27 protein-coding genes are annotated in these 25,995 nt (G+C 72.8%); 18 read left to right on the forward strand and 9 right to left on the reverse strand.

Annotated features, from left to right (window positions below; translation table 11 throughout):
- Window positions 1–106: 106 nt before the first annotated feature.
- On the reverse strand, window positions 107–475 hold the full coding sequence (locus tag ACLF3M_RS00565; RefSeq protein WP_430654884.1) for a hypothetical protein: 369 nt from the start codon (window positions 473–475) through the stop codon (window positions 107–109).
- A 323-nt stretch (window positions 476–798) separates the two neighbouring features.
- On the opposite strand from ACLF3M_RS00565, the gene ACLF3M_RS00570 reads away from it, so the two are divergent.
- Together ACLF3M_RS00570 and ACLF3M_RS00575 are read left to right on the forward strand one after the other, a co-directional pair.
- Window positions 799–2,367, forward strand: coding sequence for an ATPase domain-containing protein (locus tag ACLF3M_RS00570; protein WP_430654885.1), 1,569 nt, complete (start codon window positions 799–801; stop codon window positions 2,365–2,367).
- The gene (locus ACLF3M_RS00575) at window positions 2,360–3,490 is read left to right on the forward strand and encodes a sensor histidine kinase (RefSeq protein ID WP_430654886.1); all 1,131 of its coding nucleotides are present in this window, start codon (window positions 2,360–2,362) and stop codon (window positions 3,488–3,490) included. Before ACLF3M_RS00570 ends, ACLF3M_RS00575 begins: the two co-directional genes overlap by 8 nt.
- On the opposite strand, the gene ACLF3M_RS00580 is transcribed toward ACLF3M_RS00575, so the two are convergent.
- Both ACLF3M_RS00580 and ACLF3M_RS00585 read right to left on the reverse strand, forming a co-directional pair.
- Entirely contained in the window at window positions 3,491–4,132 is a 642-nt protein-coding gene (locus ACLF3M_RS00580) for a response regulator (protein ID WP_430655144.1), read from the reverse strand. It abuts the gene before it with no gap.
- A 33-nt stretch (window positions 4,133–4,165) separates the two neighbouring features.
- Window positions 4,166–6,295 carry a PAS domain-containing protein gene (locus ACLF3M_RS00585; RefSeq protein WP_430654887.1) on the reverse strand — a complete coding sequence of 710 codons (2,130 nt, stop codon included), beginning with the start codon at window positions 6,293–6,295 and terminating at the stop codon, window positions 4,166–4,168.
- A 270-nt stretch (window positions 6,296–6,565) separates the two neighbouring features.
- Here ACLF3M_RS00585 and ACLF3M_RS00590 point away from each other — a divergent pair, with 270 nt between their 5' ends.
- From ACLF3M_RS00590 to fabG, 8 genes are all read left to right on the forward strand, one after another.
- Window positions 6,566–7,201: a response regulator gene (locus ACLF3M_RS00590; RefSeq protein WP_430654888.1), complete on the forward strand. Its 636-nt coding sequence runs from the start codon at window positions 6,566–6,568 to the stop codon at window positions 7,199–7,201.
- A gap of 106 nt (window positions 7,202–7,307) precedes the next feature.
- Window positions 7,308–8,288 (forward strand): formylglycine-generating enzyme family protein, encoded by a 981-nt coding sequence (locus tag ACLF3M_RS00595; protein ID WP_430654889.1) that lies wholly within the window; start codon window positions 7,308–7,310, stop codon window positions 8,286–8,288.
- Window positions 8,289–8,335: 47 nt separating this feature from the next.
- Window positions 8,336–10,078, forward strand: coding sequence for an arylsulfatase (locus ACLF3M_RS00600; protein ID WP_430654890.1), 1,743 nt, complete (start codon window positions 8,336–8,338; stop codon window positions 10,076–10,078).
- Window positions 10,079–10,216: 138 nt separating this feature from the next.
- The gene (locus ACLF3M_RS00605) at window positions 10,217–10,561 is read left to right on the forward strand and encodes a helix-turn-helix domain-containing protein (RefSeq protein ID WP_430654891.1); all 345 of its coding nucleotides are present in this window, start codon (window positions 10,217–10,219) and stop codon (window positions 10,559–10,561) included.
- A gap of 45 nt (window positions 10,562–10,606) precedes the next feature.
- Window positions 10,607–11,431, forward strand: a complete 825-nt coding sequence (locus ACLF3M_RS00610; protein ID WP_430654892.1) for a hypothetical protein — start codon at window positions 10,607–10,609, stop codon at window positions 11,429–11,431.
- 34 nt (window positions 11,432–11,465) lie between these two features.
- The gene (locus ACLF3M_RS00615; protein ID WP_430654893.1) at window positions 11,466–12,479 is read left to right on the forward strand and encodes an HAD family hydrolase; all 1,014 of its coding nucleotides are present in this window, start codon (window positions 11,466–11,468) and stop codon (window positions 12,477–12,479) included.
- Window positions 12,480–12,599: 120 nt separating this feature from the next.
- Window positions 12,600–13,559 carry an ACP S-malonyltransferase gene (gene fabD, locus ACLF3M_RS00620; RefSeq protein WP_430654894.1) on the forward strand — a complete coding sequence of 320 codons (960 nt, stop codon included), beginning with the start codon at window positions 12,600–12,602 and terminating at the stop codon, window positions 13,557–13,559.
- Between the two features lie 13 nt (window positions 13,560–13,572).
- A complete protein-coding gene (gene fabG, locus ACLF3M_RS00625; RefSeq protein WP_430654895.1) occupies window positions 13,573–14,313 on the forward strand; it encodes a 3-oxoacyl-[acyl-carrier-protein] reductase in 741 nt (246 codons plus the stop codon).
- A 175-nt stretch (window positions 14,314–14,488) separates the two neighbouring features.
- Here fabG and ACLF3M_RS00630 read toward each other — a convergent pair whose 3' ends face one another.
- Window positions 14,489–14,632 (reverse strand): hypothetical protein, encoded by a 144-nt coding sequence (locus tag ACLF3M_RS00630; protein WP_430654896.1) that lies wholly within the window; start codon window positions 14,630–14,632, stop codon window positions 14,489–14,491.
- Between the two features lie 221 nt (window positions 14,633–14,853).
- On the opposite strand from ACLF3M_RS00630, the gene ACLF3M_RS00635 reads away from it, so the two are divergent.
- Both ACLF3M_RS00635 and fabF read left to right on the forward strand, forming a co-directional pair.
- Window positions 14,854–15,093 carry an acyl carrier protein gene (locus ACLF3M_RS00635; protein WP_270935769.1) on the forward strand — a complete coding sequence of 80 codons (240 nt, stop codon included), beginning with the start codon at window positions 14,854–14,856 and terminating at the stop codon, window positions 15,091–15,093.
- 112 nt (window positions 15,094–15,205) lie between these two features.
- Complete coding sequence (fabF, locus tag ACLF3M_RS00640) at window positions 15,206–16,489, forward strand: beta-ketoacyl-ACP synthase II (protein ID WP_430654897.1); 1,284 nt, start codon at window positions 15,206–15,208, stop codon at window positions 16,487–16,489.
- On the opposite strand, the gene ACLF3M_RS00645 is transcribed toward fabF, so the two are convergent.
- Window positions 16,473–16,937, reverse strand: coding sequence for a hypothetical protein (locus ACLF3M_RS00645; RefSeq protein WP_430654898.1), 465 nt, complete (start codon window positions 16,935–16,937; stop codon window positions 16,473–16,475). The genes fabF and ACLF3M_RS00645 overlap by 17 nt on opposite strands.
- Before the next feature lie 10 nt (window positions 16,938–16,947).
- Here ACLF3M_RS00645 and mltG point away from each other — a divergent pair, with 10 nt between their 5' ends.
- Together mltG and ACLF3M_RS00655 are read left to right on the forward strand one after the other, a co-directional pair.
- Window positions 16,948–17,946: an endolytic transglycosylase MltG gene (gene mltG / locus ACLF3M_RS00650; protein WP_430654899.1), complete on the forward strand. Its 999-nt coding sequence runs from the start codon at window positions 16,948–16,950 to the stop codon at window positions 17,944–17,946.
- A 204-nt stretch (window positions 17,947–18,150) separates the two neighbouring features.
- A complete protein-coding gene (locus ACLF3M_RS00655) occupies window positions 18,151–19,026 on the forward strand; it encodes a DMT family transporter (protein ID WP_430654900.1) in 876 nt (291 codons plus the stop codon).
- 47 nt (window positions 19,027–19,073) lie between these two features.
- Here ACLF3M_RS00655 and ACLF3M_RS00660 read toward each other — a convergent pair whose 3' ends face one another.
- Entirely contained in the window at window positions 19,074–19,547 is a 474-nt protein-coding gene (locus ACLF3M_RS00660) for an Hsp20/alpha crystallin family protein (RefSeq protein ID WP_430654901.1), read from the reverse strand.
- A gap of 100 nt (window positions 19,548–19,647) precedes the next feature.
- Window positions 19,648–20,433 carry an SDR family NAD(P)-dependent oxidoreductase gene (locus ACLF3M_RS00665; RefSeq protein ID WP_430654902.1) on the reverse strand — a complete coding sequence of 262 codons (786 nt, stop codon included), beginning with the start codon at window positions 20,431–20,433 and terminating at the stop codon, window positions 19,648–19,650.
- Between the two features lie 39 nt (window positions 20,434–20,472).
- Here ACLF3M_RS00665 and ACLF3M_RS00670 point away from each other — a divergent pair, with 39 nt between their 5' ends.
- The 4 genes from ACLF3M_RS00670 (at window position 20,473) to ACLF3M_RS00685 (ending at window position 24,859) form a co-directional block, all read left to right on the forward strand.
- Window positions 20,473–21,375 carry a YicC/YloC family endoribonuclease gene (locus tag ACLF3M_RS00670; protein WP_430654903.1) on the forward strand — a complete coding sequence of 301 codons (903 nt, stop codon included), beginning with the start codon at window positions 20,473–20,475 and terminating at the stop codon, window positions 21,373–21,375.
- Entirely contained in the window at window positions 21,365–22,000 is a 636-nt protein-coding gene (gene gmk, locus ACLF3M_RS00675) for a guanylate kinase (protein WP_430654904.1), read from the forward strand. The genes ACLF3M_RS00670 and gmk overlap by 11 nt, the downstream gene beginning before the upstream one ends.
- A 7-nt stretch (window positions 22,001–22,007) precedes the next feature.
- Complete coding sequence (locus ACLF3M_RS00680) at window positions 22,008–22,940, forward strand: AEC family transporter (RefSeq protein ID WP_430654905.1); 933 nt, start codon at window positions 22,008–22,010, stop codon at window positions 22,938–22,940.
- Window positions 22,941–23,050: 110 nt separating this feature from the next.
- Window positions 23,051–24,859 (forward strand): SPOR domain-containing protein, encoded by a 1,809-nt coding sequence (locus tag ACLF3M_RS00685; protein WP_430654906.1) that lies wholly within the window; start codon window positions 23,051–23,053, stop codon window positions 24,857–24,859.
- 27 nt (window positions 24,860–24,886) lie between these two features.
- Here ACLF3M_RS00685 and ACLF3M_RS00690 read toward each other — a convergent pair whose 3' ends face one another.
- Both ACLF3M_RS00690 and ACLF3M_RS00695 read right to left on the reverse strand, forming a co-directional pair.
- Window positions 24,887–25,666 (reverse strand): tetratricopeptide repeat protein, encoded by a 780-nt coding sequence (locus tag ACLF3M_RS00690; RefSeq protein WP_430654907.1) that lies wholly within the window; start codon window positions 25,664–25,666, stop codon window positions 24,887–24,889.
- Window positions 25,663–25,992, reverse strand: a complete 330-nt coding sequence (locus ACLF3M_RS00695; protein ID WP_430654908.1) for a hypothetical protein — start codon at window positions 25,990–25,992, stop codon at window positions 25,663–25,665. Before ACLF3M_RS00695 ends, ACLF3M_RS00690 begins: the two co-directional genes overlap by 4 nt.
- Between the last annotated feature and the right edge of the window lie 3 nt (window positions 25,993–25,995).

Below are 25,995 nucleotides of genomic sequence, written 5' to 3' on the forward strand. Positions count from 1 at the left end.
AAGGCAGGCGAGGCGCCGGGGCGGCGCCCCGGATGGCTCCGGCGCTCGCTGCAACGAGGTTCGTCCTGAGCGGCGCCGCCGCGCCCGCGGCGGCATCCATCCGGCGTCAGAGCGCCAGCGCCTTCTCCTCCCAGTCGCCACGCGCGAAGTCCGCGACATGGAAACTGCCGTCGTCGGCCCACAGGACGCTCAGCACCAGCGCGCCCGCCAGCCACACATCGAGGCCATAGGGCAGGTCGGGAGCCATGCGCTGGCGCGTGAGCGCGTGGCGATAGCCCGGCGAAGCCGCTTCCCCGGGCTGCAACTCGCTGAACGGCGTCCAGTGCTCCAGCGCCCACTCCCCGGGGCGCCAGGCGATGACGCGGACGGCATCCTGCTGGACCTCGATGGACCCGCGGGCGCGGATCAGCGGCACCAGGTGATCGCGGATCGCCAACGCATCGCCGTCCCCGGACGCCACAAGCCTCAGCGCCATGATGCCTCCGTGCAGGTCCGGCCAGACGCGGGCGGGCGACGGCGGTCCGGGGGAGAAGGCCAGGGGGCCGGCCATCCTGCGAACCGCGCTTCGGAATGCCCGCATCCCCGCGCAAAGCGGGAACGCTATCACGGCAGAGGTGCCGATGCCCAACCCTGTCTCGGCGCGACGGCGGCGAGGAGCGTCGCCGCGCCCTCGCTGCGCATGGGCCGCCGCTCGCGCGGTGGTAACCATGTGGTTTATCGGCGCTGGAAACTTTTGCGCCTAGGCTACGGTTTTCCCCCCGGCCACACCGGGCGGTGCGCGAGGAGGCTTCTGCGGGAATGTCCACGATCGAGGCGCCCAGTCCGCCGGGCCCGCGGGTCCCGACCGGGTCCGCCGGGCTTGACGAGATCCTGGGCGGCGGGCTCGCGCCCAACCGGCTCTACCTGGTGGAAGGCGCGCCCGGCGCCGGCAAGACGACGCTCGCGCTGGGCTTCCTCCTCGCCGGCGCGGCGCGCGGGGAGTCCGGCCTCTACGTCACCCTCTCGGAGACGGACGAGGAGCTGCGCTCGGTCGCCGCCAGCCATGGCTGGGAGCTGCCCGGGCTGATCGGCGTCTTCGACCTCGGCGCGGCCGAGGCCGCCCTCGCCGGCGGCCCGTCCCGCGACCAGAGCGTGCTGCACGCCTGGGAGATCGAGCTCGGCGAGACCGTGGACCTGCTGACCGCCGAGGTCGAGCGGCGCAACCCCGCCCTCGTCGTGTTCGACAGCCTGTCGGAATTGCGCCTTCTGGCGCAGGACCCGCTGCGCTACCGCCGGCAGATCCTGGCGCTCAAGCGGTTCTTCTCGGGGCGGCACTGCACGGTGCTGCTGCTGGACGACCTGACCGCCGTGGCGGGCCAGGCCGACCTCCAGCTGCAGAGCCTCTGCCACGGCATCGTCACGCTGGAACGGCGCACCCTCGACTATGGCCCGGCGCGCCGGCGGCTCGAGGTCGCGAAGATGCGCGGCTCCGCCTACCGCGAGGGCTGGCACGACTACAGCGTGCGCACCGGCGGGATCGAGGCCTTCCCGCGCCCGGCCGCCGCGCCCGTCGTGGTGGACGTGTCCATGGATGCGACGCCGGGCCGGCTGCCGAGCGGCGTCGCCACCCTCGATGCGCTGCTCGGCGGGGGGCCGCTGCGCGGCTCGAGCATGCTGGTGACGGGGCCGGCCGGCGCGGGCAAGACGACGATCGCGATGCGCTACGCCGTCACTGCCGCCGCGCGGGGCGAGCGCGTCGCCGTCTTCGAATTCGACGAGCGCCGCGACACGCTCGCCATCCGCTGCGCCGCGGCCGGAATCGAGCTCGCGCCCCATGTTGCCGCCGGACGGATCGCGCTGCGCCGCGTCAACCCGGCCGAGCTCTCGCCCGGGGAGTTCGCGCATCTCGTCCGGATGGAGGTGGAGAAGGAGGGCGCCGGGCTCCTGGTGATCGACAGCCTCAACGGCTATATCGCCGCCATGCCGGAGGAGCGCCAGCTCCTGCTGCAGATGCACGAGCTGCTGTCCTACCTCAACGTCAAGGGCGCGACGACGCTGCTGCTGCACGTGCAGCATGGGCTGATCGGGGATGTCAACAGCCTGGTCAACATCAGCTACCTCGCCGACACGGTGATGCTGCTCCGCTACTTCGAGGCCGGCGGGCGCGTGCGCAAGGCGATGTCGGTGGCCAAGAACCGCGGCGGCTGGCACGAGGACACGATCCGGGAGCTGCGCATCGGCCCGCCCCTGGGGGTCGAGGTCGGCCCGCCGCTCAGCGAGTTCCGCGGCGTGCTGACCGGCACGCCGGAATACACGGGCAGCGCCGGCGCGCTGATCGGGCAGCTCATTGGCGCGGGGCTCGGAAAGGGGAACGCTGCCGGTGAATGAGGCCGTGCCGGGCGCCGGGCTCGACATGCTGCTCCTGCTCGATCCGCGCGGCCGCGACGCGGAGGTGGTGTCCAGGCTGCTCCTCGGCATCGCGGGCGGCAGCCGGGTCTGCGCGGGGCTCGACGACCTCGCGGCCTCGGCCGGCGACGACCGGGTCGGCCTGGCCCTGGTCGCGGAGGAGACGCTGCGCGGCCGCGACCTCGGACCGCTGCGCGCGGCGCTGGCGGCCCAGCCGCCCTGGTCCGACCTGCCCTTCGTGGTGCTGACGCGCGGCCCGGGCAGCCCGCGCGAGGATCCCTATGCCGTCGGCCTGGCGGACGCGCTCGGCAATGCCGTGTTCCTGGAACGCCCGGTGCGCGCCGCGACGCTGACCGCCGCCGCGCGCTCCGCGCTGCGGGCACGTCGGCGGCAGCTGCAGCTGCGCGACCACCTGGCCGAGCGCGACGCCGCGGCGCGCCGGCAGGCGATGCTGATGCACGAGCTGAACCACCGCGTGAAGAACAGCCTGGCGACCGTGCAGGGGATCGCCGCCCAGACCATCCGCGGCGATGCCGACCCCGAGGCGGCACGGCGCGCCTTCCTCGCCCGCCTGCTGGCGCTGGCCAAGACGCACGACCTGCTGACCGCGACCGCCTGGACGGGCAGCGCGCTCCGCGACGTGATCCTGGCCGAGCTTGCGCCCTTCGGTGACGAGGCGAGCCCGGGCCGCGTGACGCTGGAGGGGCCGGAGGTGAGGCTGGCGCCGAACGCGACGGTCGCGATCGGCATGGCCATCCACGAGCTCGCGACCAATGCGGTGAAGTACGGCGCCCTGTCGGTGCCCGGCGGCCGGGTCGTGGCGGCCTGGTCGGCGGCCCCGGCGCCGCGTCCCGGCGACCGCCGCCAGCTGCACCTCACCTGGACCGAGCGCGGCGGCCCGCGCGTCGCGCCGCCGACGCGGCGGGGCTTCGGCTCGCGCCTGATCGAGCGCGGGCTGGCGCGCGAGCTCGGCGGCACGGTGCACATGGACTTCGCGCCGGAGGGCCTTCGCTGCGCCGTGGACGTGCCGCTCCCGGACGACCTGCCGATCGAGATGCCGGATGCCGGCGCCCCCAGGACCTTCCTGCACCCCGCGCTGGGTTAGTCAGGAGGAGGCGATGCGGCGTCGCACGGCGTAGCGCACGACATCGGCAACGGAGTCCGCCCCGAGCTTGCGCATGATCGCCGCCCGATGCGCCTCGACGGTCTTGAGGCTCAGCTCCAGACGGCGCGCGATCTCCTTGCTCCGGCGGCCCTCCGCCAGCAGCTGCAAAACCTGCCGCTCGCGCGCCGTCAGGCCGGCGTGGTCCTCGTTCGCCGCCACGCGATCCCGCAGGAACGCGTCCGGCAGCTTCGTCGTGACCCGGGCGCTGAAGAACGGCTCCTGTGCCGCGACGGCTTCGACCGCCGCCACGATGCAGCGCGGAGCATCCGATTTCACGAGATAGCCGCGCGCGCCGGCGGCGAGGACCTCCGCCGCGAGCTCTTCGGACTCATGCATCGTGAGGACGAGTATCGCCGTTCCCGGACAGGCCGCGCGGATCAGCGGGATGGCCTCGAGGCCGTTCAGCTCCGGCATGGTGATGTCGAGGATCGCGACATCGGGCTGCTGCGCGGCGGCCGCCTCGACCGCCTCGCGGCCATTGCCCGCCTCGCCGCAGACCTGCCAGCCGGGCTCGCCTTCGAGCAGGTTGCGAAGCCCGCGTCGCACCACGTCGTGATCGTCAGCCAGGAAGATCCGCACCACCGAAGCTGAGGACAAAGGTCAGGGAATGGCAAGTCAGGCGCTGTCGAGGGCACCGGCCCGCACGGGGGCAGGCGTCGGCGGCTCGGCAGCGACAGCGACCACCGCCTGGACCACGGTCCCGCCCTGTTCGGCCGGTCCCACCGTGAGCCTGCCGCCGAGCTGCAGCATGCGCTCCCGCATGCCGACCAGGCCGACGCCGAACAGCGCGGACTCGCCAGGGGGCGAAGGCGGCGTCGCGATGCCGCGGCCGTCGTCCCGGACGGTCAGGACCACGGCCCGTCCGTGACCAGCGGGATCGCGCTCAGTCGCCCATCGCAGCGCGATCCGGACCTCGGTGCCGCCGGAATGGCGGTAGGCGTTGCCGATCGCCTCCTGCGAGATCCTGAAAAACGCGGATTCGACGTCGGCGGGCAGCCGCCGGCCTTCCAGCTCCGGCGCGACCTCCACCATCAACGCAAGGCCGCTGCGCAGCGCGAAGCCCTTCGCGAACCAGCGGAGCGCGGCCGGCAGGCCCATCTCGTCGAGCAGCGGCGGGTGGAGGAGGTAGGCAACGCTGCGGATCTCGCGCTGGCTCTCCTCGATCAGCGACAAGGCGTCCTCGATCGCATCGTCGCCTTCGCCCGTCATGCCCGGCGACACCGCCCGTGCCCGCGCCACCGCGAAGCTGGCGCCGACCAGGATCTGCGCGGTGCTGTCATGCAGTTCCCTTGCGATCTTGCGTCGCTCGTCGTCCTGCAGCGTGAGCAGCTTCGATCCGAGGCCGCGCAGGGCGGCTTCGAACTGCCGCCGGTCGGTCACGTCGCGGGTGCTGCCGAGGATCCTGACGACGCTGTCCTGTCCGGCGCCGCGCAGCGGCACCAGGCTGGTCTGCCACTCGCGACGCCCGGCGGGGAGGGCGAGCGACTCGTCGAAGGTGGCGGAGCCGCCCGCGACGCATTCGCGGCAGCGCTCGTTCAGCCGCTCGGCCGCGTCGCGGGGGAGGCAGTCCCGTGGCTCGCGGCCGATCACCGAGGCCTGGTTCAGGCCGCTCGCCCGCTCGAAGGCGGGGTTGATCCCCTCGAAGACGAAGCGGCCTTCCGGCGTGACGCGCAGGGCGAACAGCGCCTCATGCGCATGCTGCCAATAGGTCTGGTACTGCGCCTCCGCCTGGCGCTGGCCCGACCGGGCCGTCAGGGCCGAGGTTCGCAGCGCCTCGAACGGCCGGTCGGCACGGCCGGCGAGGAGCCACGCCACGGCGCAGCCGGCGAGCACCAGCACGAGGCCGCCCGCGAGCAGCAGGTTGACCGTGGTCCGGATCGGCGCAGCGACGATGCCGTACGGGATCTCGACGACCGCCGTCCAATCCGACGACGGCGAGCGGGCGAAGGCGACCAGCAGCGGCGTGCCACCGCGTTCCGCCGCGAAGACGCCCTGCGCGTCGGCACCACGCAGCCAGCCCAGCCAGGCCTCCGGCACACCCGGGCCGGGTGGCCGCGACTGTCCGTGCGCCAGCGCGACGGTCGCGCCGTAGCGGTCGATCAGGGCGGCCCGCCATCGCAGATCCAGCTGCTGGTCATCGATGACCTGCCCGATGCGCCGCTCCGAGAGGACTTGGCTGAAAAGGTAGGTCACCCGGTCGTCGAGCACCACGGGCAGGGTGACGCCGACGACATAGGCCTGTGCGGCAGGGCCCCAGATGACCGGGGTCACCGCGATCTCCCGCGTCGCGAACATCCGGCGGGCCGCCTCCTGCGAGGCCTGGTCGAAATCGGCGATTCGCGGCAACGGCCCGGTATTGAAGGGCCTCAAGGTGTTGAGCAGCTGCGCTTCCGTGCTCGACAGCACGAACCAGGTGTCGTCCGGCTTCGGCGTCGCGAGGAGCTGGTCGTAGAACGCCCTGGCATCGCCCGCCCGCAAGGCAGGCGAGGTCGCCAGCGCCTGCAAGCGCGCCACAGCCATGCCGATCTCGCGGTCCGCTGCCTGGCTGAGGTTGCGTGCCGCAGCGACGGCGCTGGTCTCGATGGCGGTCTGTTCATGCGCCGCGCGATGCAGCGACAGCCCGGCCGCCAGCGCCACCCCACCGGCCACGCAGACCGCGGCGAGGCCGAGAAGCCAGACGCGCAGGCGCGGGGCCGGGGCCGCATCCGGCTCGAGGGCTTCAAGCGCCATCACTGGCCGGATCATGGGGGAAGCCTCCGCACCGGTGGCGGAACCTCACCACAGGTCAAGGCTGGGCGCGAGCGCGGAAAAACATGACCGATCACAGGCCGAATCAGAGACGAATCAGTGCGTACCGATCGCTTTGACAATCGATTCCATGTCGCCGCAGCACCCCCGTCACTCCAACCCGCTGCCGGAATGGGGATTCTGGCCGATACGCAACATCGCCGCCCGCGACTAGGCTGACGGTCGCGTTCACCCGGCGACGCCCGTGCCAAGGGGGAGCCAATCGGCGTGCGCATCCTGCTGGCCGACGACCATGACATCGTGCGCCACGGCCTGGCGGACATGATCGCACGCCAGCCGGGCTGGGAGGTCTGCGCCGAGGCGCGCGGCGGAAAGGAGGCGGTCGCCCAGGCCGCGGCGCTCAAGCCGGATGTCGCGGTCGTGGACATGAACATGCCAGACCTCGACGGGCTCGCTGTCACGCGGGAGATCCGTGTCGCGAGCCCGGCGACCGAGATCCTGGTCTTCACGATGGACGACTCCGAGGACCTCGCGGCCGCGGTGCTGGCGGCAGGCGGGCGTGGCTACCTCCTCAAGTCAGCGGCGGCGCGGTTGATCGTGACGGCGATCCGGACGGTCGCCGCGCACCGGCCCTTCTTCCCGCCGGGCGTCACCGACGAGATGCGCAGCGTGCTGGAGCACGCGGCGACGCATGCCGCCGCGCCGCCGCTTCTGTCGCCGCGCGAGCGTGAGGTGGTGAAGCTGCTCGCCGAGGGGGGCAGCCGCCGCGAGATCGCGCAGCGTCTCGGCATCGCCGAGCGGACGGTGAAGGCGCATCAGGAATCCGCCATGCAGAAGACCGGCGAGCGGTCGGTGGCGGGGCTGACGCGCTACGCGCTGCGCAACCGCATTATCGAGCGCTGAGGCCCGGCCTAGGGATTCTGGCCGATGCCTGCGGCGCGTCGTGGCCGGCATGCTGGTTCCTGCGGATCACGACAAAGGCCGGCCACCGCAGAACAGAATGCATGGCATGACAGCAACTTCCCAGGACACCGATCCCGGCTTGTCCGGCATCGCCGCGGCCCGCGACGGGATGCGGCCGATCCCCGGCGGATCCTTCACCATGGGCAGCAACCACCACTACGTGGAGGAGCGGCCGGCGCACCGCGTGTCGGTCAGTCCGTTCTGGATGGACGAGGCGACCGTCACCAACGCCGAGTTCGCGCGCTTCGTGGAGGCGACGGGCTACGTGACGGTGGCCGAGCGGCCGCTCGACCCCGCCATGTATCCCGGCGCGAAGCCGGAGATGCTGAAGCCGGGATCGCTCGTCTTCACCGGCAGCGAGGGCCCGGTGGACACCCGGGACTACCGCAACTGGTGGTGCTGGGTGCCGGGCGCCTGCTGGCGGCATCCCGAAGGCCCGGGCAGCGATGTCGGGGATCGCGCCGACCATCCCGTCGTGCAGGTCGCCTACGAGGACGCCGAGGCCTATGCGCGCTGGGCCGGCAAGGAACTGCCGACCGAGGCGGAATGGGAATTCGCCGCGCGCGGCGGGCTCGAGGGCAAGGAATTCGTCTGGGGCGACGAGCTCGTCCCGGATGGCGTGCATATGGCCAATGTCTGGCAGGGGTCCTTTCCCTGGCAGAACCTGGCGGAGGATGGCTACGATCTGACGGCGCCCGTCCGTTCGTTTCCGCCGAACGGCTACGGCCTCTACGACATGGCCGGCAATGTCTGGCAGTGGACGGCCGACTGGTTCGCGCGGGGCCACGCAGCCGATCCTGCGAAACCCTGTTGCGCGCCGACAGACCCGCGCGGCCCGGCGATGGAAGGCTCCTACGATCCTGCCTCGCCCGCGATCCGCATTCCGCGAAAGGTCACGAAGGGCGGCAGTTTCCTCTGCGCGCCGTCCTACTGCCGGCGTTACCGCCCGGCCGCGCGGCACGCGCAGATGGTGGACAGCGGCATGAGCCATATCGGCTTCCGCTGCATCCGCCGCGAGCGAAGCTGAGCCTCAGCCCAACCGACCCGCCACCCCCAAGAAGGACCAGGAACGACATGGAACGCAGGAATTCACGGCGCAGCCTGCTGCTCGGCGGCAGCGCTCTGATGGCGAGCGCAGCGATCGGCGGTCCGGCGCGCGCGCAGCCGCGCCCCGCGACGCCGGCCCAGGCCCCCGCTCCCGCACCGGCGCCCGCCGCGCCGGCAGGCCAGCGCCAGCCGAACATCCTGGTGATCATGGGCGACGACGTCGGCTGGTTCAACATCGGCGCCTACCACCAGGGCATCATGTCGAGCCGCACGCCGAACCTCGACCGCCTGGCGGCAGAGGGCATGCGCTTCACCGACTACTACGCCGAGGCCTCCTGCACCGCCGGCCGCGCCAACTTCATCACCGGCGAGCTGCCGATCCGTACCGGCCTCACCACGGTCGGCCAGGCCGGCGCCGATGTCGGCATGCCGGCGCAGGCGTGCACCGTCGCCACCGTGCTGAAGTCGCTGGGCTACAAGACCGCGCAGTTCGGCAAGAACCACCTCGGCGACCTCAACAAGTACCTGCCGACGCTGCACGGCTTCGACGAGTATTTCGGCTACCTCTATCACCTCGACGCCATGTCGGATCCCTACTGGTATTCCTTCCCGCGCAATCGCTGGGACGAGATCGGGCCGCGCAACCTCGTGCATTCCTGGGCGACCGACACGGACGACGCGACGGAGATGCCACGCTGGGGCCGCGTCGGCCGCCAGCGCATCGTGGACGAGGGCCCGCTGCAGCCCTTCCCGAACATGGAGGGCCGCCAGAACTGGGCCGTCGGCCGGCCCGGCCGGTACAACATGGAGACCTTCGACGACGTCCTGGTCGACAACAGCAAGCGCTTCATGGACGAATCGAAGCGCGACAGCCGGCCGTTCTTCATCTGGCACAACACCACGCGCATGCATGTCTGGACCTTCGTCCCGCCGCAGTACCAGCAGCAGATGAACCTGGAGACGAACTTCGGCATCTCGGAAGCCGGCATGAAGCAGATGGACGACAGCATCGGCGCGCTGCTCGCCCATATCGACGCGATCGGCGAGCGGGACAACACGATCGTCATCTTCACCACCGACAACGGCGCCGAGGTCTTCACCTGGCCCGATGGCGGCATGACGCCCTTCCGCGCCACCAAGGGCACGATCTACGAGGGCGGCTTCCGCGTGCCGGCGATCATCCGCTGGCCCGGGCGCGTCCAGCCCGGCCGGGTCGAGAACGGGATCTTCTCCGGCATGGACTGGCTGCCGACCCTGGCCGCCGCGGCGGGCAACCCGAACATCAAGGAGCAGTTGCTGCGCGGCGTGACGCTGAACGGTCGCGAGTACCGGAACCACCTCGACGGCTACAACCAGCTCGACCTGCTGCTCGGGCGCGGCCCTTCGGCCCGGCGCGAGATCTTCTACTTCGGCGGTGCGTCGCTCGGCGCGCTGCGCGTGGACGACTTCAAGTTCCATTTCTACCAGCAGCCCATGGGCTGGCCAGGCGAGCGGGTGACCACCGACATGCCGATGATGGTCAACATTCGCCAGGATCCGTTCGAGCGGACACCCTCAATCCGGGGCGAGACGCTCAACACCGGCGCGGGCGGCTACGTGAACGACTTCTACGCCCGCGAATTCTGGCGCTTCGTCGAGGTGCAGAACTATGTCGGGCGACTCGCGGAGACGGCTATCCAGTTCCCGCCGATGCAGGCGCCGGCCTCCTTCAACCTCGAGCAGGTCAAGCAGCGCGTCGAGGAGATGATCCGGCACCAGCGCGGCCAGTAGTGCCACGACAGCCCGCGGAGGCGGCCACCAGGCCGCCTCCGCGGGCCCCTTTCGAGTGCAGCATTCGGGAATTCCAACATGTCACCGTGCGGATGCGGTGCACGCGACGGCGTGCGTACCGAACCCATCGAGGGTTGGATGCGTCCTCTGGTCGCGTCCTTCGGCGAGGCGCTGCTCGCGGCACCGGCGGAATGCCGCAACCCCGGGCCGGCGCTCTGCGCGCGTTTCAAGCTGCCGCGGGCGCGCGTCGATCGGGCCTTCAAGGCGGTCCACGGGGTCACGCCTCTGGAATGGCTGCGTGCGCGTCGGCTTGAACTCGCGCGGGAGGAGTTGCTGAGCGCCGATACGCCGCGAAGCGCCGTGAAGCGCGCGGCGCTTTCCTTCCGTCACTGGCACTTCGGCCGCTTCGCCGCCGCCTATCGCGCCCGCTTCGGCGAACTGCCGTCGGAGACGCTGCTGCGACGCGGCTCGTCGCCGCAATGATGGATGCGCGACAGACCGCCACATCGAAAACGAGGTGCAGCTGACATGCGAAAAATCGTCGGTCTGGCCGTCCTCGCGCTGACGCTGGCGGGCGCTGCGCGGGATGCAGGTGCTCAACCAGCGCCTGCCCCGCAGGCGACGGGTGGGCAGCGCCTGTCCTTCGAGTTCACGCCCTACCTTTGGATCGCGGGCGTCAGTGGCAATGTCAGCGTTGCCGATCCACGGTTCGACCTCGGTGGACAGGGCCGGGGCGGCGGCGTGATCGAGCGCAGCATCCGGGCGGATTTCGGTGACGTCTCCTCCAACCTGTCCGGCTTTGCCTTCATGGGCGCTCTCGAGGCGCGCTATGGCCGCTTCGGCGTGGTCGCCGACATCCTGACCATCACGCTGAAAGACAGCGTCTCGACGCGTAATGTCATCTTCAATGGCGGCGACGGGCGCGTGCAGACCACCGCCGGTGGCCTGTTCGGCCTGTACCGCGTCGTGGACGAGCCGTCGCAGTGGCTCGACCTCGGCGTCGGCATCCAGCCCTTCTCGGCCAGCGTGCGGCTGACGCTGAACCCCGGGCTGCTGGAAGGGGTCACGGCGAAGGAGTCGGCCAACTGGGTCGATCCGGCCCTGGCGGTCCGTTATCGCTACCGCTTCAGCGAGCAGTGGTCGGCCACGCTCTTCGGCACCATCGGCGGCTTCGGCGTCGGATCGCAGCTGAGCTGGCAAGCCATGGCGACGCTCGACTGGCGCGTCGCGTCCTGGGCTGATCTGCGGGCGGGCTGGCGATACTTTGCGATCGATTACCGCTCGGATGGCGGCAGGCTCCAGATCGACACGGCCGTCAATGGCCCGATCATCGGGGCGACGTTCCGCTTCTGACGGACAAGGCTGGCTTCAAGGAGAGGAGGACACAGTGCCCGACGAGTTCCTGCGCGTCAGCCGGCGCGCCTTGACTGCAGGAATCGCCGCTTCCCTGATGGCAGGTGATGCGCTCGCGCAGGAGCCGCCGCCGCGCGATCCCCTGCCGTCCTGGCGCGACGGGCCGGCCAAGCGCGCCATCTTCACCGCGATCCGCCGCAGCGTGCGCGACGGCACCCCCGACCGCGTCCCTCCCGCCGAGCGTGTCGCCGTCTTCGACAATGACGGGACGCTCTGGGTCGAGCAGCCGCTCTACACGCAGTTCGCCTTCGCCATCGACCGGCTGAAGGAGATGGCCGCGCGCGATCCCGCGCTGCTGCAGCGCCCGATCCTGAAGGCAGCCGTCGACGGCGACATGCGCGCCGTGATGGCCGGCGGCGAGCGCGGCCTGGCGGAGATCATCGCCGTCACCCATGCCGGCATGTCGCAGGCCGAGTTCCAGCGCATCGTCACGCAGTGGCTGTCCACGGCGCGGCATCCCCGCTTCAACCGGCCCTACACCCAGCTCATCTACCAGCCCATGCTCGAGGTCATGCGCCTGCTGCGGCGCGAGGGCTTCGCGGTGTGGATCGTGACCGGAGGCGGGCAGGAATTCGTGCGTGCCTTCAGCGCACCGACCTATGCCGTCCCGATCGACCGCGTCGTCGGCTCCGTCGGGAAGACGGAGTTCCGGCTCGGCGCGGACCGCAGCTCCGAGCTGTTCCGCCTGCCGGAGGCCGAGGCCGTTGACGACGGCCCGGGCAAGCCCGTGGGGATCGGCCGCTTCATCGGCCAGCGGCCGCAGATCGCCTTCGGCAATTCCGACGGCGACATCGAGATGCTGCAATACGCGACCACCGGGCGCGGCGCGCGGCTCGGCATGTTCGTCCATCACGACGATGCCGCGCGCGAATTCGCCTATGACCGGGACACCCATATCGGCCGGCTGGACCGCGGGCTGACCCTCGCGCCGCAATGGGGCTGGCCGCTCATCTCGATGAAGAACGACTGGCTGCGCGTCTTCCCATGAAGCGCATGAGGCCGCGAGACGGCCGGGCGCCAAACACCCGGGAGGCGGACCCCCACCCTTGACGCCCGCCCTCCCCCAGCCCTACCCCGCGCGACCCCGAACAGGTCTCACGGTCCCGTCATGGCACTCGCCTTCACCTTCCCCGGACAGGGGTCCCAGGCCCCCGGCATGGGCCGCGACCTCGCCGCCGCCTTCCCCGCCGCCCGCGAGGTCTTCGAGGAGGTGGACGAGACGCTGAAGCAGAAGCTGTCCCGGCTGATGTTCGAGGGCCCGGCCGAGGAGCTGACGCTGACGGCCAATGCCCAGCCCGCCCTGATGGCGGTGTCGCTGGCCGTGCTGCGGACGCTGGAGCGGGAAGGCGGCTTCGGGCTGAAGGACCGGGTCGCGCTCGTCGCCGGCCATTCGCTCGGCGAATACGCGGCACTCGCCGCCGCCGGCACCTTCGACGTCCCGACCGCCGCCCGCCTGCTGCGGCTGCGCGGCGAGGCCATGCAGAAGGCGACGCCGCCGGGCACCGGCGCGATGGCCGCGCTGCTCGGCGCCGAGCTCGACCAGGCCCGCCAGATCTGCGCCGCCGCGGCCGAAGACCCCGAGACCGGGAAGAAGGAAGTCGTCGAGGTCGCCAACGACAATGGCGGCGGGCAGATCGTGGTCTCCGGCGCCGTCGCCGCGGTGGACCGCGCGATCGAGAAGGCCAGGGAGGCCGGCGTGAAGCGGGCGATGAAGCTGCCCGTGTCGGCCCCCTTCCACTGCGCCCTGATGGCGCCGGCCGCGGACGCCATGGCCGAGGCGCTGGAGAGCGCCGCGATGCGCGCGCCCGCCGTGCCGGTCGTGGCCAACGTGACCGCGGCCAAGGCGACCGACCCCGCCGAGATCCGCGACCTGCTGGTGCGGCAGGTCACGGGGACCGTGCGCTGGCGCGAGTGCATCCTGGCCATGGGCGCCATGGGCTGCGACCGCTTCGTCGAGATCGGCAGCGGCAAGGTCCTGACCGGCCTGATGAAGCGCCTGGCGCCGGAGGCGAAGGCCGAGGCGGTCGGCACGCCCGCCGATATCGAAGCCTTCCTCAAGACGCTCTGAAGGGATGCGCGCCATGTTCGACCTGACCGGCAAGGTCGCCCTCGTCACAGGCGCGACCGGGGGAATCGGCGAGGGCATCGCCAGGGGGCTGCACGCCCAGGGTGCGACCGTCGCGCTGACCGGCCGGCGCGAGGCCGAACTCGCCCGTGTCGCGGAGGCGCTGGGCGGCGAGCGCGTGATGGTGGCGCCCGCCGACCTCGCCGACCCCGCCGCCCCCGCCGCGCTGGTGGAGAAGGTCGAGGGTGCGCTGGGGTCGCTCGACATCCTCGTCAACAACGCCGGCTTCACCCGCGACATGCTGGCGCTGCGCATGGGCGACGCCGACTGGAACGCGGTGCTGGAGGTGGACCTCAACGCCCCCTTCCGCCTGGCGCGCGCCGCGCTGCGGGGGATGATGAAGAAGCGCTGGGGCCGGATCGTCTCCATCGCGTCCATCGTCGGCGTCACCGGTAATGCCGGCCAGGCCAACTACGCCGCGGCCAAGGCCGGGCTGATCGGGATGTCGAAGTCGCTCGCCCAGGAGGTCGCGACCCGCAACGTCACGGTCAACGTCGTCGCCCCGGGCTTCGTGAAGACCGGCATGACGGATGCCCTGAACGAGGTGCAGAGGACCGCGCTGCTGTCGCGGATCCCCTCCGGCCGCATGGGCGCGCCCGAGGACGTCGCCGCTGCCGTCGCCTACCTCGCGAGCAACGAGGCGGGCTGGGTCACGGGGCAGACGATCCACGTCAATGGTGGGATGGCGATGTTCTGAGGGGGTCGCCCTTCGCCGCGTCCCGGTTTCCCTCCCCCGCAGGCGGGGGAGGGTCAGGGAGGGGGTGCTCCGTGCAGTGCGCCCCTTCATCTCCGCACCCCCACCCCATCCCTCCCCCGCCAACGGAGGAGGGAGGCACGAAGCGGGGGCGGGAGCCGTGCCGCGTCGAAGCGTCCTACCTCAATCCGAAGAACGCCAGGACCGCCAGCACGACGACGACCAGCCCGACGAGGTAGATGATGTTGTTCATGACGTTCTCTCCGTGACGTTCCGTTCCGGTCCCGCCAGAACCCCTCGCCCCACCCCGGGGTTCCGCCACGCCCGCGTGGGCAACCCCGGGTCGGGCCCGGACCGCCCCCCTTTCGCCGCAACCCGCTTGCGTATCGCCCCCGCCTAGGCCAAGTGACGCTTCCATGTTAGAGCCGCGCCGCCCCGGCCCGCCGGGACGCCACGCCGCAGGCTCGGCATGCCGAGTCGAAAAAAGTTTCCATGCCCCCGCCGGACGCGGGCGCAAGACCGCAGCAGGAGAGACCCCGGTCCATGAGCGACACCGCGGAGAAGGTGAAGAAGATCGTCGTCGAGCACCTCGGCGTGGACGAGGCGAAGGTGACGCCCGAGGCCTCCTTCATCGACGACCTCGGCGCGGACAGCCTCGACACCGTCGAGCTGGTGATGGCCTTCGAGGAGGCCTTCGGCGTGGAGATCCCCGACGACGCCGCCGAGAAGATCACGACCGTCAAGGACGCGATCGACTACATCGAGAAGCAGAAGGCGGCTTGATGTCGGCTGGCATGGGCGCCTCGCGTTCATGCCATCGAAGGGCGCCGGGCCGGCCCGCAGCGCGGGCCATCGCCGGCCCCGGCACCGCCTGACCGCAGGGGGAACCTAGGACGTGTTCGCTCATCTCGCCGCGCCCCGCCGCGTCGTCGTCACCGGCATGGGAATCGCCTGCCCCCTCGGGGTCGGCGTCGAGCACGTCTGGAAGCGCCTGACCGGCGGCGACAGCGGCATCGGGGCCATCCAGTCCTTCGACGTCAGCGCGCTGCCCGCCAAGATCGCGGGCCAGGTGCCCGCCGGCCCCAAGGCCGAAGGGAAGCTCGACCTCAACGAGTGGATCCCGGTCAAGGACGTCAAGAAGATGGACCGCTTCATCCAGCTCGCGCTCGTCGCGGCGGAGGAAGCGGTGCAGGACGCGGGCTGGACGCCCGAGGCCGAATCCGACCGCGTCCGCACTGGCGTGATGATCGGCTCCGGCATCGGCGGCCTGCCGACGATCTACGAGGCCTCGGTGCTGATCAAGGAAGGGAAGTTCCGGCGGCTCTCGCCCTTCTTCATCCCCTCCGCGCTGATCAACCTCGCCTCCGGCCACGTCTCCATCAAGTACGGCTTCAAGGGCCCGAACCACTCCGTGGTCACGGCCTGCGCCACGGGCGTGCATGCGCTCGGCGACGCCGCCCGCCTCATCGCGCTGGGTGACGCCGACGTCATGGTCGCCGGCGGCGCCGAGGCGGCGGTCAGCGAGATCGGCATGGCGGGCTTTTGCGCGTCGCGCGCGCTCTCCACCGCCTTCAACGACACGCCCACCAAGGGCTCCCGCCCCTGGGACAAGGACCGCGACGGCTTCGTCATGGGCGAGGGCGCGGGCGTGCTCGTGCTCGAGGAGTACGAGCACGCGAAGCAGCGCGGCGCGAAGATCTACGCCGAGGTCGTGGGTTACGGCATGTCGGGCGACGCGCACCACATCACGGCGCCCAGCGAGGACGGCGACGGCGCCTTCCGTTCGATGCGCGCCGCGCTGGCCTCTGCCGGCGTGACGCCGGACCAGGTGCAGTACGTCAACGCGCACGGCACCTCGACCCCGATGGGCGACGACATCGAGTTGGGCGCGGTGGAGCGGCTCTGGGGCGATGCGGCGAAGGGCCTGGCGATGTCCTCGACCAAGTCCGCCGTCGGGCACCTGCTGGGCGCCGCAGGTGCGGTCGAGGGGATCTTCTCGGTGCTGGCGATCCGCGACGGCGTCGCGCCGCCGACGCTGAACCTCGAGGAGCCGTCGAAGGAAAGCCCGATCGACCGCGTCGCGAAGGTCGCGCAGGAGCGGAAGATCGACGTCGCCCTGTCCAACAGCTTCGGCTTCGGCGGGACGAACGCGAGCATCGTGTTCAAGCGCGCCGCCTGATCAGGGCGCCGCGCAGGCCGCGCGGAAGGCTCGCAGGGGCTGAGACATGGTCCGCAGCCCGCGCTTTATCGGACGCGACAGCGCCGGCGATTCCGCCGCCAGGCTCGAGCCGGCGGCCAGCGCGCAGCGACAGCCGGACCCGCTGACCCGCCTCGACCGCCAAGCCGGCTTCCACCGTCACGCGCACCGTCCCGGAACCGGGCACGCAGTCCATGAAGACAAGCACCGGGTGGTTCTCGCCGGGTGCGGCGAGCATCAGCTTCGGTGCCTCCGACACGACATGCAACCATCGCGCCCTGCTCAGCAGGTCGTCCGCGCGCAGCTGCACGGCGAAGGCGAGCACCACGCCCAGCAGCGCAAGGAAGACGTGCATTCCCGGATCAACCCAAATCGACGGCGACAACGCCGTACGGCACGCTGCCTTGCGGGAAGGCGCGGCTGACGGCACCTAGGCTGACATGCGCCGCCGTCTCCTCCAGCTCGCCGCGACCCTTGTCCTGCTGCTCGCGGTGCTCGCCGGCGGCGGCGTGTACTACGCGCGTCATGCCTACGAAGCCCCCGGCCCGCTCGCCGAGCCCGCCCAGATCATCGTCCCGCGCGGCGGCCTGACCGTCATCGCCGACGCGCTGGCCGAGCGCGGCGTCATCCGCGACCCCCGCGCCTTCGTCCTCGCGGCCTATGCGACGCGCGGCCACGGCAACCTCCGCGCCGCCGAGTTCGTCTTCCCGGCCGGCGCGAGCCTGCAGGACGTGCTGTCGATCCTCCGCCACGCCCGCCCCGTGCAGCGCCGCCTGACCATCCCCGAGGGCCTGAACGCGAAGCAGATCGCCACCCTAATCGAACGTACCGAGGGCCTGACCGGGGAGACGCCCGCCTTCGACGAGGGCGCCCTGCTGCCCGAGACCTATGCCTGGCAATGGGGCGATACCCGCGCCTCGGTCGTCCGCCGCGCCGATGCCGCGATGGACCAGGCACTGGCTGAGGCCTGGGCCGCCCGCGCGCCCAACCTGCCACTCGCCTCGCCGCGCGAGATGCTCGTGCTCGCCTCCATCGTGGAACGCGAGACCGGCAAGGCCGAGGAACGCCCCCGGGTCGCCGCCGTCTTCGTCAATCGCCTGCGGCGCGGGATGCCGCTGCAATCCGATCCGACCGCCGCCTATGCCGCGGCCGACGGCGGCGTGCTGGACCGACCGATCACGCGCGCCGACCTCGACCGCGAGCACCCCTTCAACACCTACCGCATCCGCGGCCTGCCGCCCGGCCCGATCGCGAGCCCCGGGCGCGACGCGCTGCGCGCCGTCGCCCAGCCCGAATCCACGGAGTTCCTGTTCTTCGTCGCCGACGGCACCGGCGGCCACGCCTTCGCCCGCACGCTGGAGGAGCACAACCGCAACGTCGCGCGCTGGCGCGAGATCGAGCGGGGACGCACGGGCTCGAACGGCGCGGCGCAGCGCTGACGCCGTGAACGCCTTGCCCCCTCCCGGCCAGCCTGGCCGCAGTCGGCTGAACCCGACCGCTCCGGCGCCAACGAGGTGCGTTGGGCCCCGGCAACAACGGTGGCCGGTAAGTGCGCCCGCCCCCTCTACCGCTCGTTCTTCCCCCTCCCCCGCTGTTGCGGGGGAGGGCTGGGGAGGGGGCATCAACCCGCGCCACCGCACCCCATGACCCTGACCGGCCCCGCCCTCTGGTGGCGCCTGGTCGTCATCGGCGGGCTCTGGGGCGCCTCCTTCCCGCTGCTCCGCCTGGTCGCGATGGATATGTCGCCCCTCGCGCTCGCCGCGCTGCGCGGGCTCTTCGCGGCGGCAGGCGTGCTGGCCTTCCTGCTCGTCACGCGCCGGCTCGGCGGCCGGCTGCGCCTGCGCGACTGGCTGGTGATGGGCACGACCAATGGCTGGGTGCCCAACCTGCTCACCGCCTCCGCGCTCGGCTCGATCGAGGCGGCGCCGGCGGCGTTGATCCATTCGGCGACGCCGCTCGTCGTCGCGCTGATGACGACCGTGCTGCTGCGCGACGAGCAGCCGGGCCCGCGCGCGGTCGCGGGGCTGCTGACGGGCTTCGCGGGGATCGCGGTGATCCTCGGCCCCGACGCGGTCTCGGGGCGCGCCTCCTTCGAGGGCGGGCTGCTGGTGCTGCTCTCGACGCTCTCCTACGCGCTCGGCACGATCTACGCGCGGCGCATGCGGCCGGACTCGCCGGCGCAGCTCGCGCTCGGCCAGCAGCTCGTCTCCGGCGTGGTGGCGCTGCTGATCTCGCTGCCCCTCGCGCCCGCCGGCGCCTATGACGTGCCGGCGTCGAGCCTGCTGGTGATCGCGCTGCTCGGCATCTTCGCCTCGGCGCTGCCGCTGACGATGTTCCTCTCGCTGCTGGCGCGCGCACGGGTCACCGACGCGTCGATGGTCGGCTACCTCCAGCCGCCCTTCGCGGCCGCGGTCGGCGCGCTGCTGCTGGGGGAGTGGCCCTCGGCGCTGGTGCTGGTCGGCGGGGCGATCGTGCTGGCGGGCGTGTGGCTGGCGACGACGCGGCCGGCTCGTAGGTAGGCGCGGACGACCCGGGGAGGGCAGCGCCGTCCCCGGGCCATCAGCGCCTACCCCTTGATCTCGATCCGCTTCGCCGCCGGCTTCGGCTCCGCCGGGCGCGGGATCGCGACATGCAGCACGCCCTTGTCGAAGCGCGCCTCCACCTTGTCGGGGTCGGCGTCGAAGGGCAGCGCGAAGCGGCGGAGGTAGGTGCCGGACTGGCGCTCCACCAGGTGCCAGCGCTTCTCCTTGTCCTCCTCCTTCCGCTCGACCTTGCGCTCGGCGCGCAGCGTCAGCACGCCGTCCTCAATCTCGACCGAGACGTCCTTCGGCTCGATGCCCGGCAGTTCCGCGGTGAGTTCGAGCCCGTTCCTGCTCTCGGCGATGTCCACGCGCGGGCTGATGATGCCCGGGCCCGTGAAGGCGGCGGGCAGGTTGCCCCAGCCGCCACCCATGACCTGGTCGAACAGCCGGTCCATGCCCCGGCGGAGCGAGGTGAAGGGATCGCTCTCGCGGGGATTGCTGGGCAGGGTCTGCGACATGGTTGGTCCTCCTCTGGCTGCATGAGGACCCGGACGATCGGGAGCATCCGGGCGCGGCCGCGACGGTGGCGCGCCGAGGGACCTGTTGCCTTGACCCCGATCAATCCAACGCCTGTTTCGCCGGCATCCGGTTGAACAGGGCGTGAAGCAGCGCCGGCGGCAGCCCGCCGACGAGCCGCGCCATGAGGTAGAGCGGCAGCGGATAGACCACGCGCAGGCGCCCCTTCGCGATGCCGGCATAGGTGCGGCGCGCGGCGTCGTCGGAGTCCATCAGGAAGGGCATGGGGAAGGCGTTCCGCGCCGTCATCGCCGTCCGCACATAGCCCGGGCAGACCGCGTGCAGCCGCACGCCGCGCCGGCGTTCCGTCGCGTCCAGCGCCTCCGCCCAGCGCTGCACCGCGGCCTTCGACGCGCAATAGGCCGGCGCGCCCGGGGCGGCGACGAAGGCGGCGATGGAGGCGATCACCGCGACGCGGCCGCGGATGCCGTCGCGGCCGGGGGGCTGTCCCGCCATCACCTCGATCGCCGGGAGCGCGGTGTTCAGCACGCCCGTGACGTTGGTGGCGAAGATCCGCTGGGTCTGGCTCGCGGGCTCCGTCGCTCCGCCGGTTCCGCCCGAGATGCCGGCATTGGCGATGACGAGGTCGAGCCGCCCCGCGCCCTGCACATGCGCCGCCGTCGCCGCCGCGTCGGTCACGTCGAGCACGGCCTCATGCACCGCCGCGCCGCGCGCCCGGCAGGCGTCGGCGGCCTCGGCCAAGCGCGCGGCGTCGCGGCCCGACAGGTGCAGCGTCACGCCCGGCCCGGCGGCTTCCTCGGCCAGCGCCCGCCCCAACCCGGAGGACGCCCCGGTGATCAGCACGGATTTCCAGGGATAGCCCGTCATGCCTTGCCCTCCGCCCCGACCGGAGGGACAAACCGGCGCATGACCAGCCTCGCCTCCATGACCGGCTTCGCCCGCGAAAGCGGCACGCTGCCCGACGGCACCTCCTTCGTCTGGGAGTTGCGCAGCGTCAACGGCCGCGGACTCGACCTGCGCCTGCGCGTGCCGAACGGCCTCGACGCGTTGGAACCCGCGCTGAGGGAGGCCGCGGCGAAGACGCTGAAGCGCGGCAACGTCTCCGCGAGCCTCAACGTCACGCGGCAGGAACGCGCGCCGCGGCTGACGCCGGACCCGGCGGCGCTCGAGCAGGCGATCGCGCTCGCGACCTCCGTCGCGCAGCGCCTCGGCGGCCCGCCGCCGCGGGCCGAGGCGATCCTGTCGCTGCCCGGCGTGCTGCGCGCCGAGGCCGCCGAGCCCGACGACGGGCAGGAGGAGGCGAAACGCGCCGCGCTGCTGGCGTCCTTCGAGGCCGCGCTGAAGGGCCTCGCCGCCTCCCGCGCGCGCGAGGGCGCGCAGCTCGCCACGATTCTCGGCGCGCTGCTCGACGAGATCGCCGCCCTGCGCGAGGCCGCGGCGACCGAGGCCGCGACCCAGCCCGAGGCGCAGCGCCAGCGCCTGATGGAGAACCTGGCCAGGATCCTCGGGGAGGGCGATGTCCGCGCCCGCATCCCCGAGGAGCGGCTCGCACAGGAAGTGGCGCTGCTGGCACAGCGCTCCGACGTGCGCGAGGAGCTCGATCGCCTGGCCGCGCATGTCAACGAGGCGCGGCGGCTGATCGGGTCCGGCGACGCCATCGGCCGCAAGCTGGAGTTCCTGACGCAGGAATTCGTGCGCGAGGCCAATACGCTCTGCAGCAAGAGCGCGAGCGTCGGCCTGACCAGGCTCGGCCTGGAGCTCAAGGCCGCCATCGAGCGCCTGCGCGAGCAGTCCGCCAATGTCGAGTAGCACGATGCGGCGCCGCGGCGTCTGCCTGGTCCTCTCTTCCGCGCCCGGCGTCGGCAAGACCTCGGTCTCCCGCGCGCTGCTGGAGATGGAGCCGGATCTGTCGCTGTCCATCTCCGCGACCACCCGCGCGCGACGGCCCGGCGAGCTCGACGGCGTGCACTACTTCTTCAGGCAGCCCGCCGAGTTCGACGCGATGGTCGAGCGCAACGAGCTGCTGGAATACGCCCGCTTCCTCGACCGTTCCTACGGCACGCCGCGCGCGCCGGTGGAGGCCGCGCTGGCCGAAGGCCGCGACGTGCTCTTCGACATCGAATGGCAGGGCCACCGGCAGTTGCGGGATAAGCTGCCCGGCGACGTCGTCGGCATCCACCTGCTGCCGCCCTCGCTGCACGAGCTCGAACGCCGCCTGCGCGGCCGCGCGCAGGAGAGCGAGGCCGAGATCGCGCGGCGCCTCGAGGTCGCGCGGGCCGAGATCGCGCACTGGACCGATTTCGACCATGTCCTGGTGAACCGCGACTTCGACCGCACCGTGGCCGAGGTCCGCGCCATCCTGCACGCCGCGCGCAGCGCGCGGACGCGCCAGCCCGGGCTCGATGCCTTCGTCGCGGGCCTTTTGAAAGGCTGACCCGCCGATGGCCGCCATCGTCGAGGTCGTGCTGCCGGTCTTCGCGCTGATCGCGCTGGGCTATGCCGCGGCGCGGTTGAAGCTGGTGGACGACCTGGCGCTGAAGGGCCTGGCCTTCTTCGTCTTCGCCTTCGCCGCGCCCGCCCTGCTGTTCTCCGGCGGCACGCGCCCGCACGAGCCCGCCGGCGGCGCCGCGCTGGTGACGCTCGTCGCGGGCGTCGCGGTGTTCCTGGCGATGCTCGCGGTCGGCCGGCGCGCCATGGGTCTCGCCTTGCCCGAGGCCGCGCTCTTCGCCTTCGCCTGCGTCTTCGGCAACACCGTGATGATGGGCATCCCGCTGATCGTCGCGGCCTATGGCCAGCCCGGCCTGCCGCCGCTGCTCGCGATCCTCGGTGTGCAGACCGTGGCGATCATCGGCATGGCGACCGTCGCGATCGAGATCGGGCTCGCCGCCTCCGCCCCGATCGGGCGCGTGCTGCGCGCGACCGTCACCGGCGTCGCGCGCAACCCTGTGCTGGTCGCGGTGCTGCTCGCCATGGTCTGGAACGCCACCGGCCTGCCCGTGCCCGGCCCGCTGCGCCGCACGCTGGAGATGCTGGGCGCCGCCTCGCCCCCCGTCGCGCTGTTCTGCCTCGGCGCGTCGCTGGTCGGGCTGTCCGCGGCCTCGTTCTGGCGGGAGACGGCGCTGATCGCGGCGGTCAAGCTGGTCGCGATGCCCGCGGTCGCCTTCGCGCTCTGCCGCGCCCTCGGCCTGACGCCGGTCGAGACGGCGGTCGCGGTGACGATGGCGGGCCTGCCGACGGGCGCCAACGCCTTCATCCTGGCGCGGCGCTACGCCACGGGCGCGGACCGGTCGGGCAGCGCGGTGGTGGCGACGACGGCGCTGTCGGTGCTGACGCTCGGGGCGATGATCGCGCATTTCCGCCAGGGCCTGCCGTGAGGGGCGGGGCGCGCCCGCTTCTCCACGATCCCATTGCTTGCCCCTGCGCCACGGTTGATGTTACGCGACTAATTGAACGACTCCGGTGTGGGGAGCACCATCCCAGCATCATGCGCACGACCCCCTCTCGACGCGCGGCGCAGGCCGCCCCTCCTCTCCGCGCTGCCATGCTCGGCAGCCTCGCGGCGCTGGCCGCCTGCGCCGACGGCAGCGCCATCCCCGGCCAGGGCGCCGGCGCCAGCCAGGCGCAGCGGCAGGCCTTCACGGTCTCCGGCACCGCGACGCTCGCCGACCCCGGCCTTGCCGCCATCCGCCGCAGCGCCGCCGCGGCGCCGAACGACCTCAACGCGCAGGCCCGCTTCGCCGCCGCGCTCGCCCGCGCCGGAGAGCCCGCGATGGCCGAGCAGGTCATCGTCGCCGCGCTGCTCCGCTCGCCCGACCATCCCGCGCTGACGCGCGAGCTCGCCCGGCTGCGGCTGCGCGGCGGCCAGCCGCAGGTCGCGCTCGCCCTCTTCGACCAGGCCGCCCGGATCGAACCCGGCGCGGAAGCCGAGGAGGGGCGCGGCCTCGCGCTCGACATGATCGGCCGGCACGACGAGGCGCAGGCGGCCTACCGCGCCGCCCTCGCCCTCGCGCCCAACCGGGTCGCGGTGCAGAACAACCTCGCGATGTCGCTGATCCTGACGGGCCGCGTGCAGGAAGCGCTCGCCGTGCTGGAGCCGCTGTCGCAGCGCCCGGACGCCCCGGCGCGCGTCGCCAACAATCTCGCCATCGCGCGCAGCATGGCCGGCGATGCCCGGCCGGTGGCGATTGCCGGCGACCCCGCCGAGCTGCGCCAGGCCGCGTCGTCGCTGCGCGCCACGCTCGGTGTCGCGCCGGCACAGCCCGCGCCGGCCGGCGCCTTCGCCGCGGCCGAGCCGGGGCGCGGCGCCGACACCACCCCGCTCTTCCCGCTCGACACCGGCCGCGGCGCGGCGACGGCGGCGTCGGCCGGCTGGCCGCTCGCCCCGCAGCCGCCGCGCCTCCTGGCACAGGCCACGCCGGAGGAGCGCGAGCTTCTCCCCGCCGGGCTTCCGCCGCGCCAGCCCATCCTGCTGCCGCCGCCGACCGAGCTCTCCTCGCCCCTGGCGACCTCGGTCGCGCCCTTGCCGGTGCGGCCCGTGCCCTCCGCCTTCCCCCCGCGCGAGCCGGTCGGCAGCATGGCGGCAGCGCCCGACACCGTGCCGGCCGTGTCCGTGATCCCCGTGCCAGCGAGCCCCGCACCGCCGCCCGTGATTGCGCTGCCCGCCGTGCCGACGCCGGCGGCGGCGCCTGCCCTCCCGCCGACGGCCGAGCCCGGGCTCGCCCTGGCGCCGGCCGTGCCCGCGGCCGCGCCGGCCCCTGCCGCGCGCAGGACGGCCGAGGCCGCGGGCTTCGCGCCGATGGTCGTGACGGCCCTGCTGATCCCGCAGCCCAGCGCCGCGGCGGCCCGCATACCGGCGGCGGAGCGCCAGGCCCCCGTCGCCACCGACGCGCCGCCGGCCCCGCCGGTCGTCGTGCCCGCCGTGGCGCGGCCGGCGCCGATGGCCTCCGGCATGCTCGTCACCTCGGTCGTGCTGCCCGCCGCCCGTGCCGCGGAGCCCGACGCCGAGCCCCGCCCTGCGCGCACCGAGGCGGCCGGCGCGCCGCGCGGCACGTCCTTCGTCGTGCAGGTCGGCGCGCTGCCGACGGAAAGCGCGGCGCGGGTCTACTGGTCGTCGCTGCGCAGCCAGCTTCCCGGGCAGTTCGACGGGCGCGACCCGATCCTGGCCCATGCCGAGTTGCCGAAGGGCACCTTCTGGCGCCTGCGCACCGGCGGCTTCGAGACGCCGGCCGACGCCCAGGGCTTCTGCCAGGTGCTGCGCGGCCATGGCCGCGACTGCTGGGTGCCGCCGAACTGACGGCAGGGGCGCCCCCCGGCGGCGCCGTCAGCTGCGCGCCGGGCCGCCCGTCTGAAGGCCGCGCAGCAGCGCGTCCAGATCCTCGCGCGGGAGCGAACTGCCCAGCAGCTGCTGGGCGAGCGACCGGTCGCCGATCGCCGCCGAGGCGAGCGCCAGGTTGACCAGCATCCGCGGCGGCGCGCCGGGCGCGCGCGCGACGCCTTCGAGCAGCGCCACCGCCTCGGCCGGGCGGCCCTGCAGCATCAGCGACATCGCGAGGTTGTTCAGCGTGCGCAGATCCGCCGGCGCCACGCGCCGGGCTTGGTTGTACGCGACCTCGGCCTCGGCGTGGCGGCCGAGCATGTCGAGCGCGACCCCACGCCCGTTCAGCAGCACCACGTCGGAGGAGCGGGAGCCCAGCAGCGCATCGTAGTCGGCCAGCGCCTGCTCGGGCTGGCCGGCCATCAGCTTCACCTGGGCACGGGCGCGCAGCAGGCTGGGATCGCGCGGGTGCTGGGCGATGGCCTGGGCGACGACCTGATCGGCCATCTGCGGGTTGCCGGCCCGCGCCAGCGCGCGGGCATAGGCGGCCTGGGCCTCGGGGTCGTTCGGACGCTGCGCCGCGGCGTTGGCGAACATCTGGACCGCGACCTCGGGCTGGCCGCTGGATTCCGCGAATTCGGCGGCGCGGCGACGGACCTGGGCGGCCTGCTCGGCCGACTCGTCGCGCGCGCAACCCGCAAGGGCCAGCGCCGCGAGCAGAACGGCAGCGCCGCCCCGGCGGGCGGCGCGAGCGGAAAGGTCTGGCCGCCCCGGACGGGCCCTCACAGGCCGCCGGTCTGGCCGGCCGCAACGCCGCTGCCGGTGCCGCCACTGCCGGCCCCGCCAGCGGAACTGACCTGGGGCAGCGCCGCGCGCTGGCCACGCACGAAGCGGTCGATTGGGCGGAAGGCGGTCGCGCCCTGGGCCGTGGTGGCGCCCTGGCCGCGCTCGAGGTCCGCGGGGTTCTGCGCCATGGCGCGCAGGTTTGCCTCGTTCGCGCCGGTCGGCTGCCAGGTGCCGGGCCGGTCGAAGGGATCGGACCAGGGCGGCACGGTGCAGCCCGCGAGGACGGGGGCGACGAGCATCAGGCCGGCGATCAGGCGGGTGCGCATGGC

The sequence above is a fragment of the Falsiroseomonas sp. HW251 genome (assembly GCF_050563545.1).
Taxonomy (GTDB): Bacteria; Pseudomonadota; Alphaproteobacteria; order Acetobacterales; family Acetobacteraceae; genus Falsiroseomonas.

Coding starts and splice junctions, on each gene's coding strand:
- ACLF3M_RS00565 (WP_430654884.1), bottom strand. CDS start 475: ATGGCGCTGAGGCTTGTGGCGTCCGGGGACGGCGATGCGTTGGCGATC.
- ACLF3M_RS00570 (WP_430654885.1), top strand. CDS start 799: ATGTCCACGATCGAGGCGCCCAGTCCGCCGGGCCCGCGGGTCCCGACC.
- ACLF3M_RS00585 (WP_430654887.1), bottom strand. CDS start 6,295: ATGATCCGGCCAGTGATGGCGCTTGAAGCCCTCGAGCCGGATGCGGCC.
- ACLF3M_RS00595 (WP_430654889.1), top strand. CDS start 7,308: ATGACAGCAACTTCCCAGGACACCGATCCCGGCTTGTCCGGCATCGCC.
- ACLF3M_RS00600 (WP_430654890.1), top strand. CDS start 8,336: ATGGAACGCAGGAATTCACGGCGCAGCCTGCTGCTCGGCGGCAGCGCT.
- ACLF3M_RS00605 (WP_430654891.1), top strand. CDS start 10,217: ATGCGTCCTCTGGTCGCGTCCTTCGGCGAGGCGCTGCTCGCGGCACCG.
- ACLF3M_RS00610 (WP_430654892.1), top strand. CDS start 10,607: ATGCGAAAAATCGTCGGTCTGGCCGTCCTCGCGCTGACGCTGGCGGGC.
- fabD (WP_430654894.1), top strand. CDS start 12,600: ATGGCACTCGCCTTCACCTTCCCCGGACAGGGGTCCCAGGCCCCCGGC.
- fabG (WP_430654895.1), top strand. CDS start 13,573: ATGTTCGACCTGACCGGCAAGGTCGCCCTCGTCACAGGCGCGACCGGG.
- ACLF3M_RS00635 (WP_270935769.1), top strand. CDS start 14,854: ATGAGCGACACCGCGGAGAAGGTGAAGAAGATCGTCGTCGAGCACCTC.
- mltG (WP_430654899.1), top strand. CDS start 16,948: ATGCGCCGCCGTCTCCTCCAGCTCGCCGCGACCCTTGTCCTGCTGCTC.
- ACLF3M_RS00655 (WP_430654900.1), top strand. CDS start 18,151: ATGACCCTGACCGGCCCCGCCCTCTGGTGGCGCCTGGTCGTCATCGGC.
- ACLF3M_RS00660 (WP_430654901.1), bottom strand. CDS start 19,547: ATGTCGCAGACCCTGCCCAGCAATCCCCGCGAGAGCGATCCCTTCACC.
- ACLF3M_RS00665 (WP_430654902.1), bottom strand. CDS start 20,433: ATGACGGGCTATCCCTGGAAATCCGTGCTGATCACCGGGGCGTCCTCC.
- ACLF3M_RS00670 (WP_430654903.1), top strand. CDS start 20,473: ATGACCAGCCTCGCCTCCATGACCGGCTTCGCCCGCGAAAGCGGCACG.
- gmk (WP_430654904.1), top strand. CDS start 21,365: ATGTCGAGTAGCACGATGCGGCGCCGCGGCGTCTGCCTGGTCCTCTCT.
- ACLF3M_RS00680 (WP_430654905.1), top strand. CDS start 22,008: ATGGCCGCCATCGTCGAGGTCGTGCTGCCGGTCTTCGCGCTGATCGCG.
- ACLF3M_RS00685 (WP_430654906.1), top strand. CDS start 23,051: ATGCGCACGACCCCCTCTCGACGCGCGGCGCAGGCCGCCCCTCCTCTC.
- ACLF3M_RS00695 (WP_430654908.1), bottom strand. CDS start 25,992: ATGCGCACCCGCCTGATCGCCGGCCTGATGCTCGTCGCCCCCGTCCTC.